16 protein-coding genes are annotated in these 17,313 nt (G+C 68.4%); 5 read left to right on the top strand and 11 right to left on the bottom strand.

Annotated elements, in window-relative coordinates; genetic code table 11:
• Positions 1 to 120 precede the first annotated feature (120 nt).
• Genes AC0662_RS15535 through mtrA form a run of 3 tightly spaced genes read right to left on the bottom strand, consistent with a single transcriptional unit; the run spans position 121 to position 4,381 of the window.
• Positions 121 to 1,902, bottom strand: coding sequence for an LpqB family beta-propeller domain-containing protein (locus AC0662_RS15535; RefSeq protein WP_452199503.1), 1,782 nt, complete (start codon positions 1,900 to 1,902; stop codon positions 121 to 123).
• The gene (gene mtrB / locus AC0662_RS15530; RefSeq protein ID WP_452199501.1) at positions 1,899 to 3,656 is read right to left on the bottom strand and encodes an MtrAB system histidine kinase MtrB; all 1,758 of its coding nucleotides are present in this window, start codon (positions 3,654 to 3,656) and stop codon (positions 1,899 to 1,901) included. The genes AC0662_RS15535 and mtrB overlap by 4 nt, the downstream gene beginning before the upstream one ends.
• A gap of 47 nt (positions 3,657 to 3,703) precedes the next feature.
• On the bottom strand, positions 3,704 to 4,381 hold the full coding sequence (gene mtrA / locus AC0662_RS15525; protein WP_141859693.1) for an MtrAB system response regulator MtrA: 678 nt from the start codon (positions 4,379 to 4,381) through the stop codon (positions 3,704 to 3,706).
• A 257-nt stretch (positions 4,382 to 4,638) separates the two neighbouring features.
• Between mtrA and AC0662_RS15520 the strand changes: the two genes are divergently transcribed.
• From AC0662_RS15520 to AC0662_RS15500, 5 genes are read left to right on the top strand one after another with little or no spacing between them, the layout of a single operon-like run.
• Complete coding sequence (locus tag AC0662_RS15520; protein WP_478301181.1) at positions 4,639 to 5,658, top strand: hypothetical protein; 1,020 nt, start codon at positions 4,639 to 4,641, stop codon at positions 5,656 to 5,658.
• Complete coding sequence (locus tag AC0662_RS15515; RefSeq protein WP_452199498.1) at positions 5,655 to 6,287, top strand: DUF4129 domain-containing protein; 633 nt, start codon at positions 5,655 to 5,657, stop codon at positions 6,285 to 6,287. The genes AC0662_RS15520 and AC0662_RS15515 overlap by 4 nt, the downstream gene beginning before the upstream one ends.
• Positions 6,284 to 7,426 (top strand): DUF4350 domain-containing protein, encoded by a 1,143-nt coding sequence (locus AC0662_RS15510; RefSeq protein WP_478301179.1) that lies wholly within the window; start codon positions 6,284 to 6,286, stop codon positions 7,424 to 7,426. The genes AC0662_RS15515 and AC0662_RS15510 overlap by 4 nt, the downstream gene beginning before the upstream one ends.
• Positions 7,423 to 8,394, top strand: coding sequence for an AAA family ATPase (locus tag AC0662_RS15505; protein ID WP_452199494.1), 972 nt, complete (start codon positions 7,423 to 7,425; stop codon positions 8,392 to 8,394). Before AC0662_RS15510 ends, AC0662_RS15505 begins: the two co-directional genes overlap by 4 nt.
• Before the next feature lie 41 nt (positions 8,395 to 8,435).
• Positions 8,436 to 9,686, top strand: a complete 1,251-nt coding sequence (locus AC0662_RS15500; RefSeq protein ID WP_478301177.1) for a DUF58 domain-containing protein — start codon at positions 8,436 to 8,438, stop codon at positions 9,684 to 9,686.
• On the opposite strand, the gene AC0662_RS15495 is transcribed toward AC0662_RS15500, so the two are convergent.
• The 8 genes from AC0662_RS15495 to AC0662_RS15460 are packed head-to-tail and all read right to left on the bottom strand — an operon-like array spanning position 9,687 to position 17,163.
• A complete protein-coding gene (locus tag AC0662_RS15495; RefSeq protein ID WP_478301175.1) occupies positions 9,687 to 10,355 on the bottom strand; it encodes a phosphotransferase in 669 nt (222 codons plus the stop codon).
• Between the two features lie 26 nt (positions 10,356 to 10,381).
• Positions 10,382 to 11,191, bottom strand: a complete 810-nt coding sequence (locus AC0662_RS15490) for a VOC family protein (RefSeq protein ID WP_452199489.1) — start codon at positions 11,189 to 11,191, stop codon at positions 10,382 to 10,384.
• Positions 11,188 to 11,523: an ArsR/SmtB family transcription factor gene (locus AC0662_RS15485; protein ID WP_452199487.1), complete on the bottom strand. Its 336-nt coding sequence runs from the start codon at positions 11,521 to 11,523 to the stop codon at positions 11,188 to 11,190. Before AC0662_RS15485 ends, AC0662_RS15490 begins: the two co-directional genes overlap by 4 nt.
• Positions 11,524 to 11,545: 22 nt before the next feature.
• The gene (locus tag AC0662_RS15480) at positions 11,546 to 12,505 is read right to left on the bottom strand and encodes an ABC transporter ATP-binding protein (protein ID WP_478301172.1); all 960 of its coding nucleotides are present in this window, start codon (positions 12,503 to 12,505) and stop codon (positions 11,546 to 11,548) included.
• Between the two features lie 2 nt (positions 12,506 to 12,507).
• Positions 12,508 to 13,467: an ABC transporter ATP-binding protein gene (locus tag AC0662_RS15475; RefSeq protein WP_452199483.1), complete on the bottom strand. Its 960-nt coding sequence runs from the start codon at positions 13,465 to 13,467 to the stop codon at positions 12,508 to 12,510.
• Positions 13,467 to 14,351 carry an ABC transporter permease gene (locus AC0662_RS15470; RefSeq protein WP_452199481.1) on the bottom strand — a complete coding sequence of 295 codons (885 nt, stop codon included), beginning with the start codon at positions 14,349 to 14,351 and terminating at the stop codon, positions 13,467 to 13,469. Before AC0662_RS15470 ends, AC0662_RS15475 begins: the two co-directional genes overlap by 1 nt.
• Positions 14,348 to 15,370 (bottom strand): ABC transporter permease, encoded by a 1,023-nt coding sequence (locus tag AC0662_RS15465; RefSeq protein ID WP_452199479.1) that lies wholly within the window; start codon positions 15,368 to 15,370, stop codon positions 14,348 to 14,350. The genes AC0662_RS15470 and AC0662_RS15465 overlap by 4 nt, the downstream gene beginning before the upstream one ends.
• Positions 15,367 to 17,163, bottom strand: coding sequence for an ABC transporter substrate-binding protein (locus AC0662_RS15460; protein ID WP_478301169.1), 1,797 nt, complete (start codon positions 17,161 to 17,163; stop codon positions 15,367 to 15,369). Before AC0662_RS15460 ends, AC0662_RS15465 begins: the two co-directional genes overlap by 4 nt.
• Positions 17,164 to 17,313: the final 150 nt, after the last annotated feature.

Here is a 17,313-nt window from a genome sequence, read left to right as displayed (position 1 = left end):
ACTCCGGGGCGCTCGCAGCCGGCGCACCGCCCGCCCAGCACCAGATCCGCGAACCCACCCCACACCCCACCACGATCGGTGAGTCGTCGCCGGCGGGCAACTCCCGCCTGTGGACAACTGTCAGCCGGGGTACGTCGGGATGATCGGGGCGGACCCGGCGTCGGAGTCCATCGTCATCCAGAGCAGGTCCTTGCTGAGCCAGTGCATGCGTCCGCTGTCGTCCTCGATCACCGGCAGGGTGTCCTTGTTCGGGTTGGACGTCACGTGCTCCGCGGTGAAATCGGGGGTCGACCCCGGCAACAGCTGCAGACTCGAGCCGTCGGTGTTCACCATCCAGGTCTGACGCCGCGGGCTGCTGGCCGTCGCCCCGACGACGAGGATGCCGGCCTTGCTCCAGGCCGCGTCGGTGATGTTGGTCAGCGCGAGCTGCAGCTGCCGGAGTTCGGTGAGCACCAGCTGCTTGCCGCCGTCCCTGGTCTGGACGGTGCCGATCTGCACGGTGTTCTGGTCGCCGGCCTTCGGCTTCATCACGATCAGCGCCCGGACGCCGTCCGGCGCCATCCGGAGCTCCTCCGGGGCATCGCCCTTGAAGTTGACCGCCACCGGGGTGAGCTTCCCGTCGTGACCGCGGACGCGGAGCCGGGGGTGGTCGGTGTCGGCGCGATCCAGGATCCACAGGTTGTCCTGGCTGTCGAAGCTCGGCTGCAGGGTCTTGCCCTCGACCTTGATCGGCACCAGGTCGTCGTTCTTGTCGCCGGACGGGTCAAGCCGCCCGTACATGACGACGTGGTCGCCGTTCTTGGTGGTGGTGACGATCGCGCCGAAGGCGCCGCTCAGGTTGACCGCGAACGACTCGGCGTCGTACGACGACAGCTTGCTGCTGGTCAGCGGCTGGGCGGCGATGTCCGAGGACCCGTCCAGGCCGACGATGCGCTGCGGTTTGTTCCGCCGCAGGCCGAACAGCTTGGTCAGCGCCGCGCCCGGCACCTGCGGGTCGAACTGGGCGAAGTTGGCGAACGGCAGCACGTCTGGGTCGTCCGGCAGCAGCGGAGCGCCACCGACGGTGATCTTGGCGCGCAGATTGATCTGGTTGAGCGTCCAGACGATCTGTGCGGCCAGCAAGCGGCGGTCCTGGTCGCGGAGACCACCGGCGGCGTCATTCAGCGCCACGGTGGCCACGCCGAAGTCGACGGGGACGGACACCTGCACTTCGGTACCCGGCGGTGCCACAGTGGACACGCCGTTGCCCAGCCGGCTGGTCGGGCCCTTCAGCAGCTCCTGGATGAGCTGGGTCGCCGCCTGGCCCTGTGACAGGTTCAGCGGCAGGTAGACCGGGTCGGCCACCAGGAGCTCTCGGGCCTGGTTGAAGAAGTACAGGTCCCGGGAGGCGAGCTTCAGGTCGACCTGGTTGCTGCCGAGGTACGCACCGGGCGGGACCGAGTCGACGCGGTACTGGCCGTCGATCTTCTTCAGCTTGAACAAGAAGGTGGTCTGGGCGTTCACCGGCGCCGGGTTCCACTCGCCGCGCGCACCGATGGTGGCGATCCTCGGAGCGCTCAGCTGGATGCCGTTGCCCTTCTTGGTGAGCGACTCGGGGCTCTGGTCGTACACGACCGTCTGCAGCTCCGGCTTCCACGCCGCGGCCGCCTCCGGAGTCATGTACTGCCGAGCGACGTCGTACGCCTGGGAGTCCGACATGGCCTCCAGGAAGCCGCTGACGATGGCCATCTCGTCGACGTTCGCCCGCGGCGGCTTGGCCTCGACACCGACACCACCGAGGTCCGGCGCCAGCCCTTGCCGCTCGCCACTGCGGATGGTGCCCTGGGTCGGTACTGTCGCGCACCCGCCGAGCAGCGCGGCGACGACCAGCAGCGGCAGGACCGCGCGCAGCTTGCGCCTCACCGCTCGTCACCACCGTTCAGCTTCTGGTACGGCGCTCCGACGTCGACGAGCTCCGTGACGATCCGGAGGGCGTCCGCCGGGCGGGCCGGGAGCGGCGAGCCGGTGAGTGCCACGTCCGGACGGCGCGGCAGCGTCAGCCGGAAGTACGCACCGTCACCCGGTGAGCCCCAGGCGTCCAGACGGCCGCCGTGCAGCCGGGCGTCCTCCAGCGCGATCGACAGACCGAGGCCGGTGCCACCCGTGGTCCGGGCCCGGGCCGGGTCGGCACGCCAGAACCGGCTGAACACCATCTCCGCCTCCTCGGCCCGGAAACCGACACCGTGGTCACGGACCGCGACGGCCGCCGCGTCCTCGTCGTACGCCGTGCTGATCCGGATCGGGAGGCCCTCGCTGTGCTCGATGGCGTTGCCGATCAGGTTGCGCAGGATCCGCTCGATCCGGCGCGAGTCCACCTTGGCCCGGCACGGCGCCGTCATGTCCAGCTCGACCGGACAGCCCTTGGCCTTCAGCAGGGCCTCGTGGTTCTCCAGGACGCGGGTCACGATGTCGCGCAGGTCGACGTCCTCCAGGTCGAGCGCGGCCGCACCGGCGTCGAACCTGCTGATCTCCAGCAGGTCGGCCAGCAGCTCCTCGAACCGGTTGAGCTCGTTCTGCAGCAGTTCCACCGAGCGGCGGCTCATCGGGTCGAACTGGTCGCGGCTCTCGTGCAGCAGGTCGGCGGCCATCCGGACCGTGGTCAGCGGCGTCCGCAGCTCGTGCGACACGTCCGACACGAACCGGCGCTGCAGCCGGGACAGCTCCTCCAGCCGGCGGATCTGCCGCTGCAGGTTGCTGGCCATCTTGTTGAACGACACGGCCAGCCGGGCCAGGTCGTCGGTACCGCGGACCTGCATGCGTTCCTCGAGCTTGCCGGCTGCCAGCCGTTCAGCGATCCGCCGGGCCATCCGGACCGGCGTCACGACCTGTCTGGTGACCAGCCAGGCCACTGCACCGAGCAGAACGATCAGCAACAGACCCGCGGTCACCAGAGCACGCTGGACGACGTCGAGCGTCTCCTGCTGCGCGGTGAGCGGGAAGAGGAAGTAGATCGCGTACCGGTCGCCGGTGGAGTTGATGCGGATCTGCGACCCGATCACCAGCCCCGGTGCGCCGGAGCCGTCGCGGTAGTTGATCTTCGTGTACGTGTCGTACAGCTTCGAGTCGTCGCTCATCACCGAGGACGCGAGTGCCTGCGGGATCGAGTCGCTGTCGACCAGACCGGTGTAGCGGATGGCGTTGGACGCCGCCTGGTCGGTCGGGACCAGCAGAACGTCGTACAGGCCCGGGCGGTTGGTGCCGAGGACCAGCTCGGACAGCTGCTGGTTGATGTCGCTGCGGTTGGCGGCGTCGATCGTGTTGGCCAGCTGCGCCAGCTGCGCGCGCACCTCCGCCTGGGCGCTGGTACGCCGTGATTCCAGGACACCGTCGGTGACCTGGCTCATCATCACCCAGCCGACCAGGATCAGGACCAGCGTCGACATCAACAGGGTGCCGGTGACGATCCGGGCCTGGATGGAGCGGCGCCAGATGTCCGGCCAGTGCTTCGGGTGCGTCCGCCACAGCGGCTGCGGCTGGGCAGACCAGTCCGCCACGGCGGCGGTGAGCTCCAGCTCCGTCCCGCGGGATTCGGCCCCCTCCTGCTCGGGCGGGGCCGGCTGCCCGTCCGACGGACCACCTGGTTGGCCGGTGTGGTCCACGATGACCGGATCGGCCACCGGCTCCGGGTGGGCCGTCTGCGACTCTGGGCCGCGTCCGTACTCGATCAGTCCGCACCAGCCTTGTATCCGACACCGCGGACCGTGACGACGATCTCGGGGTGCTCAGGGTCCTTCTCGATCTTGGAGCGCAGTCGCTGGACGTGCACGTTCACGAGCCGGGTGTCGGCCGCGTGCCGGTAGCCCCAGACCTGCTCCAGCAGCACCTCACGGGTGAACACCTGCCAGGGCTTCGACGCCAGGCAGACCAGCAGGTCGAACTCCAGCGGCGTCAGCTGGATGGTCTCGCCGGCCCGCTTCACGGAGTGCCCGGCGACGTCGATGGTGAGGTCGCCGATGGTCAGCGACTCCGGACCGGGCTCGTCCATCCGGCGCAGCCGGGCCCGGATCCGGGCCACCAGCTCCTTCGGCTTGAACGGCTTGACCACGTAGTCGTCGGCACCGGACTCCAGCCCGAGCACCACGTCCACGGTGTCGCTCTTGGCGGTCAGCATCACGATCGGTACGCCGGACTCGGCCCGGATCGCCCGGCAGACGTCGATACCGTCCATCCCCGGCAGCATCAGGTCGAGCAGCAGCAGGTCGGGCTTGAACTCCCGGAACGCCGGTACCGCTTTGTCACCGGTCGCACACAGATAGGTGTCGTAACCCTCGTTGCGCAGCACGATGCTGAGCATCTCCGACAACGCGGTGTCGTCGTCGACGATGAGGATGCGGCCCCGCATCGTCCGGTTACCCTCTGCCACGCCCAGTCTCCTTGCCGTCCGAATGTCGTCCGACTGCCGTTCGAATCCCGACCGATCGGTGTGCGACCGGCGGGTGCCAGGCCGTACGCACTACGGATAGTGTCCCATTCCCCCGGTAGTGCACACGCCGGATCGCCGTCTGACCCCGAGTTGGGCTGTGATCATGGTGCACGGTTGGGGTCCACCACAACTCACGTGCCGAGAGGTACGACGGTTCAGCTGGGAGGAGGAACGCAGTGACCGACCGGAACATGCGCCTGTACGACGACGTGGCCACGGAGCCGCTGCGCCCCTGGCTGCCCGCCGATCTGCTCGACAACGCCGCCCGGACGATCTCCGACAACAAGACCATCATGCTCGGTCTTCCGGTACTCGCGGGGATCGCATTGGTCGCGGTGCAGGCGGTGCTGACCGAGGTCGCCGTACCAGGTGGGCTCGGTGGGTTCTTCGGAGCGGACGACCCGTTCTCGCAGGCCGGTGCGGCGCTGTTGCTCACGTACGGCGTGCAGGTGGTCCTGTTCTCGGTCGTGTCTAGCATGCTGGCCGGGATCATCGCTCTGGCCGCGGTGCGGAGTCAGCTGGCGCAACGGCTCGGTCCGCGTGAGCTGATGCGGCTGATCAGACCTGCGCTGCCCGCACTGGCTGCCGTCGGTCTGGTGCAGTCGCTGTCGTTCATCCTGCTGATCGGCGGCTGGGGACTCCTGGTCTTCGGTGTCGGAGCTGGTGCCGACGCAGCGATCTCTTCGGATGCAGCTGGTGCGGTCGCCGTGGTGATGATGCTCGTCGGCGGTGCACTGGTGCTGATCTTCGGCGTCCGGCTGGTGCTGGCCGGGACGGTCGTGCTGATGGAGGGCCGGCACGCGCCCGCCATCGGCCTCTACATCCCCGCGCGGGTCGGCGTCTGGGGGGCGCTGCGACGGTCGTGGCAGCTGGTACGGGGCAAGTTCTGGCGGGTCTTCGGGATCCTGCTCTTCGGCGGCCTGGTCGTGAACATCATCGGGTACGCCCTGCAGTTCGGGGTCAGCGCCATGATCATCACCCTCGGCTCGTGGGCGGACCTCAGCAACAGCAGCGGGGCCGTGCTCGTGACAGTCGTGCTGGGTGTGGCGGCCGGTGTCGCGACCGTGCTCACGCTGATCGCCAGCCTCGCGTTCATGTCCGCCGTCCAGGCCCTGATCTACCTGGACCTACGGGTACGGCGTGAAGGCCTCGACCTGTGGATGCGTCCGGCACTGCGGTCGGAGGGACCGGCGTGATCGTGTTCTGGCAGGAACCGCCTGTCGACATCGACCGGGACCAGGCTGCCCAGGAGGCGGCCAAAGAGCTGTCCAAGCCGGCGTACCGGGACTCTGGCGGTTCGCTGATCGGCAAGGCTCTCAGCAAGTTGGTGGAGTGGATCCGCGACCTGCTGGACAGCCTCACCGGTTCGTCTCCCAACGGCCATGCCGGTCTGGTCATGCTGATCGTTCTGCTCGTCCTTGTCGTCGTCGTGGTGCTCTGGCGGGCCGGAGTACTGCGGACCAGTCGTAAGGCCACGTCGCAGGCCGTTTTCGACACGGCGCGGCCGCAGCGCGCAGCGGAGTACCGAGCGCAGGCAGAGCGGGAGGCCGGCGCCGGCGACTTCGCTCTGGCCATCCGCAGTCGCTTCCGGGCCTGCGTTGCCGAGCTGACCGAGCGGACCGTGCTGGACGAGCGGCCAGGACGTACGGCGTACGAAGTGGTCACCGATGCGTCGCGAGCGGCACCTGTACTGCGTGAACCGCTGCAGCCGGCCGCACTGGTGTTCACGGAGGTTGTCTACGGCAACCGTCAGGGGACACCGGAGCGGTACGCCGCTGTTGTGGCCGCTGACAACGCCGCACGGACCGCACGAGTGGCTGTATGAGCACGCCGGTCGGGCGGACCGTCGGCGATAGCTGGAAGGCGTTACGACTTCCCCTGCTCGTCACTGGTGTCGTCGTGCTCGCTGCGATCGTCATCCTGATCGCCACGTCCGCACAGACGTCAGGTCAGTTCAGTCCGGACTCCACCGAGCCAGCCGGGGCACGCGCGCTGGCAGCGCTGCTGAAGAACCACAACGTCGACGTACATGGCACCGAGTCGCTGGACGACGCCGTGGAGCCAGGTGATGGACAGACGCTGCTGGTCGGGCCCGGCGGCTCACTCGATCGCTATGACTGGCAGCAGATCGCCGACGCCAGGTGGAGTCACCTGGTCCTGATCGGGCCGAGTGGTGACGCTCTGGACATTCTCGCGCCCGGAGTCAAACCCACCGGAGACGCGCTGGACCTGCAGAGTCGTAAGGCGGACTGTGACCTCCCAGCCGCGGCCAAAGCGGGGACAGCGACAGTCAGCGGGTACACGTACAGCGCACCCGACAACGCCATCGCCTGCTACGGCGACGGCATCAACAACACCATCGTCCGGCTGGACCTCGACGGCCGCACAGTCGACGTGATCGGTACGCCGACGTCGTTCACCAACGCGCGACTCGCGGACGACGGGAACGCCGCGCTGGCGCTGAACCTGATCGGCACGCACCAGGACCTCACGTGGTTCCTGCCGCAACGGGACACGTCCGGCAGCGGTCCGGTCAACCAAGACGCGCCACCGCTGATTCCACCGGACGTGCGGTACATCGCGTGGGCGCTGGCCTTCACAGTCCTGGTGGTGGCGCTGTGGCGGGGCCGACGGCTCGGTCCGGTCGTGGCGGAGCAGTTGCCGGTCATCGTGCATGCCGCGGAGACCACTGAGGGCCGTGCGCGGCTGTACCGGCGTTCACGCGCCCGGGACCGTGCCGCGGCGGCACTGCGCGAGTCCGCGCTGGGGAAGCTCCACAAGGCCCACGGCATTCCCCGCCGGGCCGAACCGTCCGCAGTGGTCGCGACTGTTGCCGCCCGCACCGGTCGGGACCCGGCCGTGCTGTACGAACTGCTCTACGGGCTGCCGCCACAGTCCGACGCCGCTCTGATGTCCTTGTCCTTTGAGCTCGACGTACTGACGCAGGAGGTACGACACCCGTGACGACTACCGAGGTCTCCGCGGACCAGGCCCGGCAAGCGCTGGTCGCGCTCCGGACCGAGATCGGCAAGGCGGTGGTCGGCCAGGACACCGCGGTGACCGCACTGGTGCTCGCACTGCTCTGCCGCGGCCACGTGCTGCTCGAGGGCGTCCCCGGTACGGCGAAGACGCTGATGGTGCGCGCACTGTCCACAGCGATGCGTCTGAACACCAAGCGGGTCCAGTTCACGCCGGACCTGATGCCGGGCGACGTGACCGGGTCACTGGTCTACGACGCGCGGACGAGCGAGTTCGAGTTCCGGCCGGGACCTGTGTTCACCAACATCCTGCTGGCCGACGAGATCAACCGGACGCCACCGAAGACCCAGGCCGCGCTGCTGGAGGCCATGGAGGAGCGGCAGGTCACCGTGGACGGCGAACCGCGCCTCCTGCCGGCGCCGTTCGTTGTCGCCGCCACGCAGAACCCGGTGGAGTACGAAGGCACCTACCCGTTGCCCGAGGCCCAGCTGGACCGGTTCCTGCTGAAGGTGACGCTGGACATCCCGCCACGGGACGCCGAGATCGCCGTACTCGCCCGGCATGCACAGGGCTTCGATCCGCGGGACCTGGCTGCCGCTGGGTTGCGTCCCGTGGCCGGTCCGGAGGATCTGGAGGCTGGACAGCGCGCCGTACGCCGGGTTGCGGTCCGCGACGACGTACTGGCTTACGTCGTGGACCTGTGCCGCGCCACTCGCCAGTCGCCTTCTCTGCAGCTCGGTGTCTCACCGCGTGGGGCCACAGCGCTCCTCGCGGTCTCTCGTGCGTGGGCGTGGCTCTCCGGCCGCGACTACGTCATCCCGGACGACGTCAAAGCCATGGCACGTCCCTGTCTGCGGCACCGGGTCCAGGTGCGCCCGGAGGCCGAACTGGAGGGCGTCAACGCCGACGCGGTCCTGGAAAGCGTGCTGGCCACCGTCCCGGTCCCCCGCTGATGGTTGTGACAGGCCGGGCCGGGCTACTGGCGGCGGCTGGGGTGGTTTTCGTTGCCCTGGCGGCGCCGTCGTGGGACGGGGTCGGTCTGGTCGTTCTCGTGGTGCTGTTGGTCTGTTTGGTGGACATCCTGCTGGCAGGCTCGCCACGTCGGCTGCAGTTCAGTCGCGACGGAGACCACGCCGTACGGCTGGGCGAGCAGGCTGTTGTGCAGTTGCTGGTGACCAACCCGGGACGACGCGTACGCGGGTTGTTGCGAGACGCGTGGCCGCCGTCGGCCGGCGTACTGGATCCGCCACACAAGCTGGATCTCCCGTCAGGCGAGCGTCGGCGGCTGGTGACGCATCTGGTGCCGACGCGGCGGGGAGATCGCCAGGCGGCGCGAGTGACGGTGCGGTCAATCGGTCCGCTCGGGTTTGCTGGACGCCAGGGGTCGCATCGGGTGCCGTGGACAGTGCGGGCGTTGCCACCGTTCAACAGCCGTAAGCATCTGCCGTCCCGGTTGGCGCGGCTGCGCGAGCTGGACGGGCGTACGGCGTTGCTGGTGCGCGGCCAGGGCACCGAGTTCGACTCACTGCGGGACTACGTGCCCGGTGACGACGTACGAAGCATCGACTGGCGGGCGACGGCTCGGCGCGGGAACGTCGTACTGCGGACCTGGCGCCCCGAGCGGGATCGTCAGGTCGCGATCGTGATCGACTCCGGTCGCCTGTCCGCGGGGCGGGTCGGCGACGCACCACGGCTCGACCACGCGATGGACGCCGCTCTCTTGCTGGCCGCACTGGCCACTCGCGCCGGCGATCGGGTCTCCCTGCTGGCCTGCGATTCCGCAGTGCGGGCCGACGTACGCCGTCCTGCGCCGGAGGACGTGCTGCCGTCGTTCGTGAACGCTCTCGCGAACGTGGAGGCCGAGCTGGTGCAGACGGACTTCCGGGTCGTTGTGTCGCAGGTGCTGGAGCGACTGGGTCAGCGTTCGCTCGTAGTACTGCTCACTGGGCTGGACCCGGCGGTCATCGAGGAGTCACTGCTGCCCGTCATCGGTCCGCTCCTGCGCCGTCACGTAGTACTGCTCGCTTCTGTCGCCGATCCACGGCTGGCCGAGCTCGAGTCCACCCGCAGCGACCTGCTGGAGGTGTACGGCGCTGCGTCGGCTGCCCGTACCCGTCTGGATCGAGAGCGCGTCACAGCGACGCTGGCGCGAGCCGGCGTCACCGTGGTGGACGAGAACCCGGACCAGATCGCTCCGGCCCTGGCAGACACCTATCTGGCGCTCAAGAAGGCTGGACGACTGTAGCTACAGGGCTGCTTCGAAGGTCTGTCTGTTGGCCGTGATGAAGGCGTGTTCACGGCGGGACCATGCGATGCGTTCGGCTGCGTCTGCGGGGTCGCACGGGGTCTGCTGCCAGAACGTCACGTTGTGGAGCTGGGCTACTTGGGTTGCCGGAATGACGGACCGGCGTTGCGACGAGGTCAGGCCGTAGGCGTCCGCGAAGACTCGGACCTGGTGGGCCTGGCGGTCCGGGTCGGCGTGTTTCGAGGCGATGCACCAGGTCCACGCGGCGTACCCGATGTCCTCCAGGGGATCGCCGGGGGCGGCCAGGTCGAAGTCGATGATGGCGGCCGGGAGGTCCTGGTCGAACACGAAGTTGTTCGGCGCGGCGTCGTGGTGACAGACCAAAGGTGAGGCGCCCGCCAACGCAGTGCCGGCGGTGGCGTCGTGGAAAGCGCGCAGGAGCGCACCGGCCGCGGCGACCTGGACGTCGGACCAGCGCTGGAACCTGGCGGGCACCCAACCATCGACGTACGTGAGGATGTCGCGGCCCGACTCATCCTGACCGAGGTACTTCGGGGCCGCGGTGAATCCCCGCTCCGCCAGGAGTTCGAGAAGCGCGGCCGTGAAGGCGGAGGCGGCCGACCCGGGGCGGCGCACCGTGTCGTCGACGCGCACTACCCCGGCCGTCATGCGACCTCCGGCGAGAGGTTGTTCGGTCATGCCATCGTCGGGCGGGCCTGGAGGAACGTCCAGCGGTGACCTTCGAGATCCTCGGCCTCGTAGCTGCGGTAGCCGTGCTCGTGGATGTCCTGCAGGATCTTCGCGCCCTTGTCGCGCGCGTGGGCGAAGTGCGCGTCGAGATCGTCGACGTACACCCAGACATTGTGATCGGTCGTGCTCGGCCGCGGCTCAGTGCGTTCGAACAGGAGCACGGCGGCGGATCCGACGTGCAGCTCGATCCACATCGCTTGCTCCCCCTCGGCAGGCAGCGTGTCCCACGAGTCGAGCGCGAACACCTCGTGCAGCCAGCGCGCCGCGGCGGCCGGATCTTCGTAGTACAAGGCGATCGAGAGCCGGCCGATCTCGCGCGGCGACCCGGCAGCGCTCGCCCGCCGCGCGACCCAGTCCGGCAGCCAGCGGATGACGCGCGGCCAGAAGTAGAACGCTTTCCCGCCCTCGGTGACCAGCGACTGTACGACGGTCACTCGCGTCCCACCGTCGATCGCCTCGAAGTCGACCCGGGTCTCGGTGTCGTCGACCGAGCTGCGATAGCCGAGCCGCACACCGGGCTCCCAGTCGGTGATGATCGCGAGTTCGAGGGCGTCGTCGGCGTACACCTCGAGCACCCGTCCACCGACGCCGGGCTCGATCCGCATCGCGGTCACGCGGCTGGAGTCGAAGAAGTTGATCGGGTTCCGCAGCCACCACTGGTCGATCTCCGCGGTGAACGCCTCGAAGGCGGTCGCGGGGTCGACCGCGACCTCGACCGAGGCGGTGGCCGAACGTGGCACGGGCGTGGTGGTCATGATGACTCCTTCTGCTCGACATGCCGTTTGAACGAGCCCAACTGATTGCGCCAGTGCGCCTGGACCTGGTCGAGCCAGGCCTGGACAGCGACTACGGGCTCGGGGTTGAGGCGGAACAGCCGGACCCGGGCGTCGCCGGGGACCCGTTCGTCCTCGACGAGGCCGGCCTCCAGGAGAAGCTTGAGGTGGCGACTCATCGCGGGCGACGACGCACCGGTCGCCGCGGCCAGCTCGCCCGCGCGCCGCGGGCCTTCCCCGAGCAGCTGCACGACCTGCCGCCGCGTCGGGTCCGCGAGCACCTCGAAGACCCGGTCGACCTGCTCTTCCGCCATACCGCAATAGTTCTACTTCTTGTTAACTATTGTCAACCGTTGAAACTAGTGCCGCGGCCAGATGACACGCGACCTGCGGCGTACTGCTGGCCGGGAGGATCTCGAGCAGCTTCGTGGTGCAGGCTTCGATACCGTTGCCAGCAGCCACCAGTTGGCAACGCGGGTGGAAGCGGCAGCCGGTGGGGATGTGGGTGGGGTCCGGGGGCTCGCCGGTGAGGACGATGCGTTGCGGGGACTCGGGGAGGACCGACAGCAGCGCGCGGGTGTAGGGGTGCTGCGGGTCGGTGAGGACGGCCTCGGTCGGGCCGGATTCGACGATGCGGCCGAGGTACATGACGGCGACCCGGTCGGCGATGTTCCACGCGAGGCCGAGGTCGTGGGTGACGACGAGTGCGGACAGGCCGAGGTCGTCGCGGAGCCGGAGCAGGAGCGAGAGGATTTCGCCGCGGACCGAGGCGTCGAGGGAGGCGACGGGTTCGTCGGCGATCAGCACCTTCGGGTCCAGGGCGAGCGCGCCGGCGATGACCACGCGTTGCCGCTGGCCGCCCGAGAGCTCGTGGGGATAGCGGTGGAAGAAGCGCTCGGGCGGGCGCAGGCCGGCTCGGGACAAGGCCGAGGAAACGACCGATTCCTCGTCCGCGAGGCCGTGGATCCGTGGGCCCTCTGCGACCGCCTCATAGACGGTATGGCGGGGGTTCAGCGACCCCATCGGATCTTGCAGGACCAGTTGTACCTCGCGGCGGAACGCGCGCAGGGACCGGCTGGAGTAGCTCAGCGGCGTGCCGTCGTACGTGATCTGGCCCGACGTCGGGCGTTCCAGGCCGAGGAGGGTACGGGCGAGGGTGGTCTTGCCGCAGCCGGACTCGCCGACCAGGGCGACGATCTCGCCGGAACCGATCGACAGGTTGACGCCGTCGACGGCGCGGGCCCGGCGGCCGCCGCGGCCGGAGAACTCGACTGCGAGGTCTGTTGCTTCGAGCATCGTCATTCCCCCACTCGGACGCAGGCAGTGGATCGCTCCGCGCCCGCGGGCCGGAGATCGACATCGACGGTCGCGCAGGTGTCGAGCGCGACCGGACAGCGCGGGTGGAAGCTGCAACCTTCAGGCAGCTTCTGCGGATCGGGCGGATCGCCGGCCAGGCCCCGCGGCGCGAGCCGGGACGACGGGTCGCCGACGGTCGGGAACGCCGCGGCGAGCGCCTTGCTGTACGGGTGCTCGAAGGAACCTGACGAAGGACCGAGTTCGACCAGGCGACCGGCGTACATGACGGCGAGCCGGTCGCAGACGTCGGCGAGCACCGACAGGTCGTGCGAGATCATCAGCAGCGAGATGTCGTGCTCGGCGATCAGCTGGCGGATGAGGGCGAGGACCTGCGCCTGGACCATCAGGTCGAGGGCGGTGGTGGGTTCGTCGGCGATGATCAGTTGCGGCGAGCAGGCCAGCGCCATCGCGATCATGACTCGTTGCCGTTGGCCACCACTCAGCTCATGGGGATAGCTGCGAGCGCGCCAGGCTGGCAGACCGACCTGTTCGAGGAGCTCGCGGACCCGGGCGTCCGCGGCGGCTCCGGAGGCCAGCCGGTGGACAAGCAGCGGTTCGGCGATCTGGTCGCCGATTCGGCGGACCGGGTTCAGCCCGTGCTGCGCGCCCTGGAAGACGATCGACGCCGACGACCACCGGACGGCACGCAGCCGGCCCCACTTCATCGTCAGCACGTCCTCGCCGTCCAGCAGGACCCGACCACCGACGACGGCCGTGCGCGGCAGCAGTCGCAGCAACGCGAGCGCGACGGACGACTTCCCCGACCCCGACTCCCCCGCCAGCCCGACCGCCTCGCCGGCGGCCAGCGCCAGCGAGACGCCACGAACGGCGGGCACCTCACCGGACCCTGCTGCCGCGCCGCCGATCCGGTAGGTCACCGACAACTCTTCGAGACTGAGCATCACACCGCCCGGGTTCGCAGTCGGGGATTGAGCACGGACTCCAGCGCCCTTCCACACAAGGTGAACGCCATCACCACGATGACGATGCACAGACCCGGCACGAGGATGTACCACCACGCCCCGGCGGTCGCCGCGCCCCAGTCGTAGGACCCCCGCAGCATCGTTCCCCACGAGGTCTTGTTCGCACTCACCCCGAGGAACGCCAGCGTCGACTCGGTCACGATCGCGCTCGCCACCTCCAGCGTCGTACTTGCCAACAGCAACGGTGCGACGTTCGGCAATACGTGCCGGGTGGTGATGTGCCAGTGCCCGGCACCGAGCGCCAGCGAGCGTTCGATGTACGGGCGGGCCTCGACGGCCAGCGTCTGCGCGCGGATCAGCCGGGCCGTCGACGGCCACGACGTCACGCCGATCGCGATGATGATCGTCGCCGTCGAGCCACCGAGGATCGCCGCCAGCACCAGCGCGGTGACCAGCGACGGCAGCACCAGGAACCAGTCGGTCACCCGCAGGATCACGGCGCCGAGCCAACCGCGGAAATGTCCGGCAGCGATTCCGAGCACGGTTCCGATCACCATGCTCAGCAAGGCCGCCAGGAATCCGATCAGCAGCGATGTCCGCGCGCCCCACCAGATCATCAGCAGTACGGAACGTCCGGACTCGTCCGTTCCGAGCGGATCGCGCAGGCTCGGCGGCGCCAGTTTCGCGCCGGTCCCGCTGACCACGTTCGTGACGCCGGAATCGATGAACAGCGGCGCGATCAGCGCGAGCACGACAGCGAGCGCCAGAACGACCAATCCGGAAACGCCTGCTCGGTGTTTCCGGAAATCCGTCCAGAAACGACCGGCGGCGCGCCGACGACGTACCCAGGCGACGGTGCTCATGCCGACCTCACCCGTGGGTCCAGGAAGTGGTACACGACGTCCGCCAACGTGTTCATCACGATCACCGACACCGTGATCAGCAGGAACGTTCCTTGCATCAAGGTGAAGTCCGGAACCCGGATCGCCTCGTAGAACAGCTGCCCGAGCCCCGGCCAGCTGAAGATCGCCTCCACCGTCACCGCACCACCGACGACGAACCCGATCCGCATGAACACCAACGTCACGGTCGGCAGCAGCGCATTGGGTACGGCGTGCTTCCGGCGTATCTCGTCATCGCGCAGACCCTTCGCCCGCGCGGTCGTGATGTAGTCCTGACCGACCTCGTCGAGCACCGACGAGCGCATCACCAACAGGTACTGCGCATAGACGACGGCGACCAGCGTGAGACACGGCAACACCATGTGCTGCCCGACGTCCAGCACACCCGCGAACCCGTCCGGCTTGTCGACACTCGAGCTCCCGCGGGTCGGGAAGATCCCCGGAATCGGTCCGATCCCGGCCGCGAACACCATCAGCAGCAACAGCCCGAGCCAGAACGTCGGCACCGACCACAGCACCAGTGAGACCGCGGTGGACAACTTGTCGAACCGGCTGCCCGGCTTCCACCCGGCGCGGGCGCCCTGCCAGAGACCGAGGCTCACCGCGAGCACCAGCGCCGTCCCGGTGAGCAGCAGGGTCGACCCGATGCGCTCCCCGATCAGGTCGAGGACCGGCCGCTTGTACTCGTACGACGTGCCGAGGTCGAACTGCAAGGTCTGCTTGACGAAATGCACGAACTGCTCAGGGATCGGCTTGTCCAGACCGAGCCGCGCACGCTCCAGATCCAGCTGCTCGGGCGTCATGTTCCGGCCCTGCGCGAGGGCCCGGACCGGATCGCCCGGCAGCAACCGGAACAGGAAGAACGTCGCGACGATCACCATCGCGATGCTGAGCAGGGCCCCGCCCGCCTTGGTCGCCGCGTACCGCAGCAGACCGTGGCGGGCCGGAGTCTGCTCGACCGCTTCGATCGTGGTCGTCATTCGCGCTCGTCGGCCGCGCCGCGCCGCCGACGCAGTACGAAGAAGCCCACGATGGCGAGGACGGCGACACCGCCGGCGACACCGGCGATCACACCGCTGCTCGTTCCGCTAGCGTTTTCCGACTTTCCGTCCTTCGACACCGCCTCGACGGTGTAGAACGGCCAGTACCCGGAACCGCCGTACAGCAGGCCCTTGTCCTCGGGAATCGGCGTGATGCTCGCGATCCGGTCCTTGCGGTAACCCTCGAGGTCGTTCGGGTAGTACAGCGCGATCACCGGAGCGTCGGTGTAGAGCCGTTCCTCCATTTTCTTGATCGTTTCCGCACGCTTTCCGCGGTCGAGTTCCTTCTGCTGCTGCAGGTACAGGCTCTCGTACTGCGGATCGCAGTAGAACGACTCGGTTCCACCACCCTCACCGGTCGCCGTCGGGCGCCGGCTGCACAGGTGCGTGCCGAGCACTTCCTCCGGATCCGGGTTCACCGACCAGCCGCTGATCGCGATGTCGAAGAGCGCCGTCGTACCGGTTTCCTCGGTGAACTTGCTCGAGTCCAGCCGCTTCGTGGTCAGCTGGATGCCGATCTCCTTGAACCAGCCGGTCAGGTACTCCGCGAGCTTGTCCTCGATCGGGGTGTCGGTGTGGATGCTGAACCGGAACTGCAGTTTCCGCGATCCGTCCGGCATCGTCCGGACACCGTCCGCGCCCTTCTTGTAGCCGGCGTCGTCGAGGATCTTGTTCGCCTTCGCCAGGTCGAACGAGACCTTCTCGTCGCCGCTCGCCTCCCAGAAGTAGTCCTTGTACAGCGGCGGGATGATCGATCCGTCGGCCGGTTTCGCGAGGCCGCCCTGGACCTCGTCGACCAGCTTCTGCTTGTCGATCGCGTAGTGCAGCGCGGTCCGCACCTTCGGGTCCTTCAGTGCCGGATGCCCGTCGCCGATCGGCTTGTTGTCGCTCGTCGTCGCCCCGTGGTTGATCTGCAGGTACGTCGCCCGCCGGCCCTGCGTGTTCCACTGGACGATGTTGTCGTCGCCCTTCAACGACTCGAAGTCCGGCGGGTTCAGCCGGCCGATCAGGTCGATGTCGCCCTTCTTCAGCCCGACGATCGACGCCGCCGGGTTGTCGTAGAAGATCACCTGCAGCTCGTCGATCTTCGGCCGTCCGCGCCAGTAGTCCGGGTTCGCCTCCAAGCGCACGTACTGGTCCTTCTTGTGCTCGACCGCGATGTACGGGCCGCTGCCGACGGTCGGGTACGTCTCGCCGTCGTACTTCGCGATGTCCTTGACCTTCTCCCAGACGTGCTTGGGCATGATCGGCACCGGGTTGTCGAGCATCGACGCCTGCGGGGCCTTGAGCTTGATGGTCAGCTCCTGGCCGTTCGCGGAAACGCTCTGGAAGTTCTCCACCGCCGGGCCGTTGCCGGTCTTCGCGCCGTCGTCGGTCATCATCTTGTTGAATGTCCAGGCCGCGTCCTCGGCGGTGATCGGCTGTCCGTCCGACCACTTCGCCTGGCGAATCTTGAACGTCCAGGTCAGCCCGTCCGGCGACGTCGTCCAGGACTCGGCGAGGTCCGGGCTGGGTTGCAGGGTCTTCGAGTCCGGCACCGTCAGGAAGCCGTAGATCAACCGCTGGATCGACCCCGTCACCAGCCGCACGGCGAGGAACGGGTTCATCGAGTCCACCGACTGGGTGACACCGATCTTGATGACCTTCTTCGGTTCGGGATCAGCGGCCGCCGCCGTCCCCGGAACCATCGCCAGCAGACACAACGCCGCCAGCACCGCCAACAGCTTCCTCATGGGCCGCCCCACCTTCCCCAGCCGGTGTTGGTGTTTGAGGAAGAACCCACACCAGCGAGCCCACAGGTGTCAACGAGATACGAAACTTTGTCACATTGAAGTAATCAACTTACGGCCGCCGAGCACTTTCCGGCTATCACCGGAAGTTGC

The organism is Kribbella sp. NPDC043289 (genome assembly GCF_056436705.1).
Note: the sequence above shows the minus strand (reverse complement) of the source record. Positions and strands in the feature narration are given on the sequence as shown.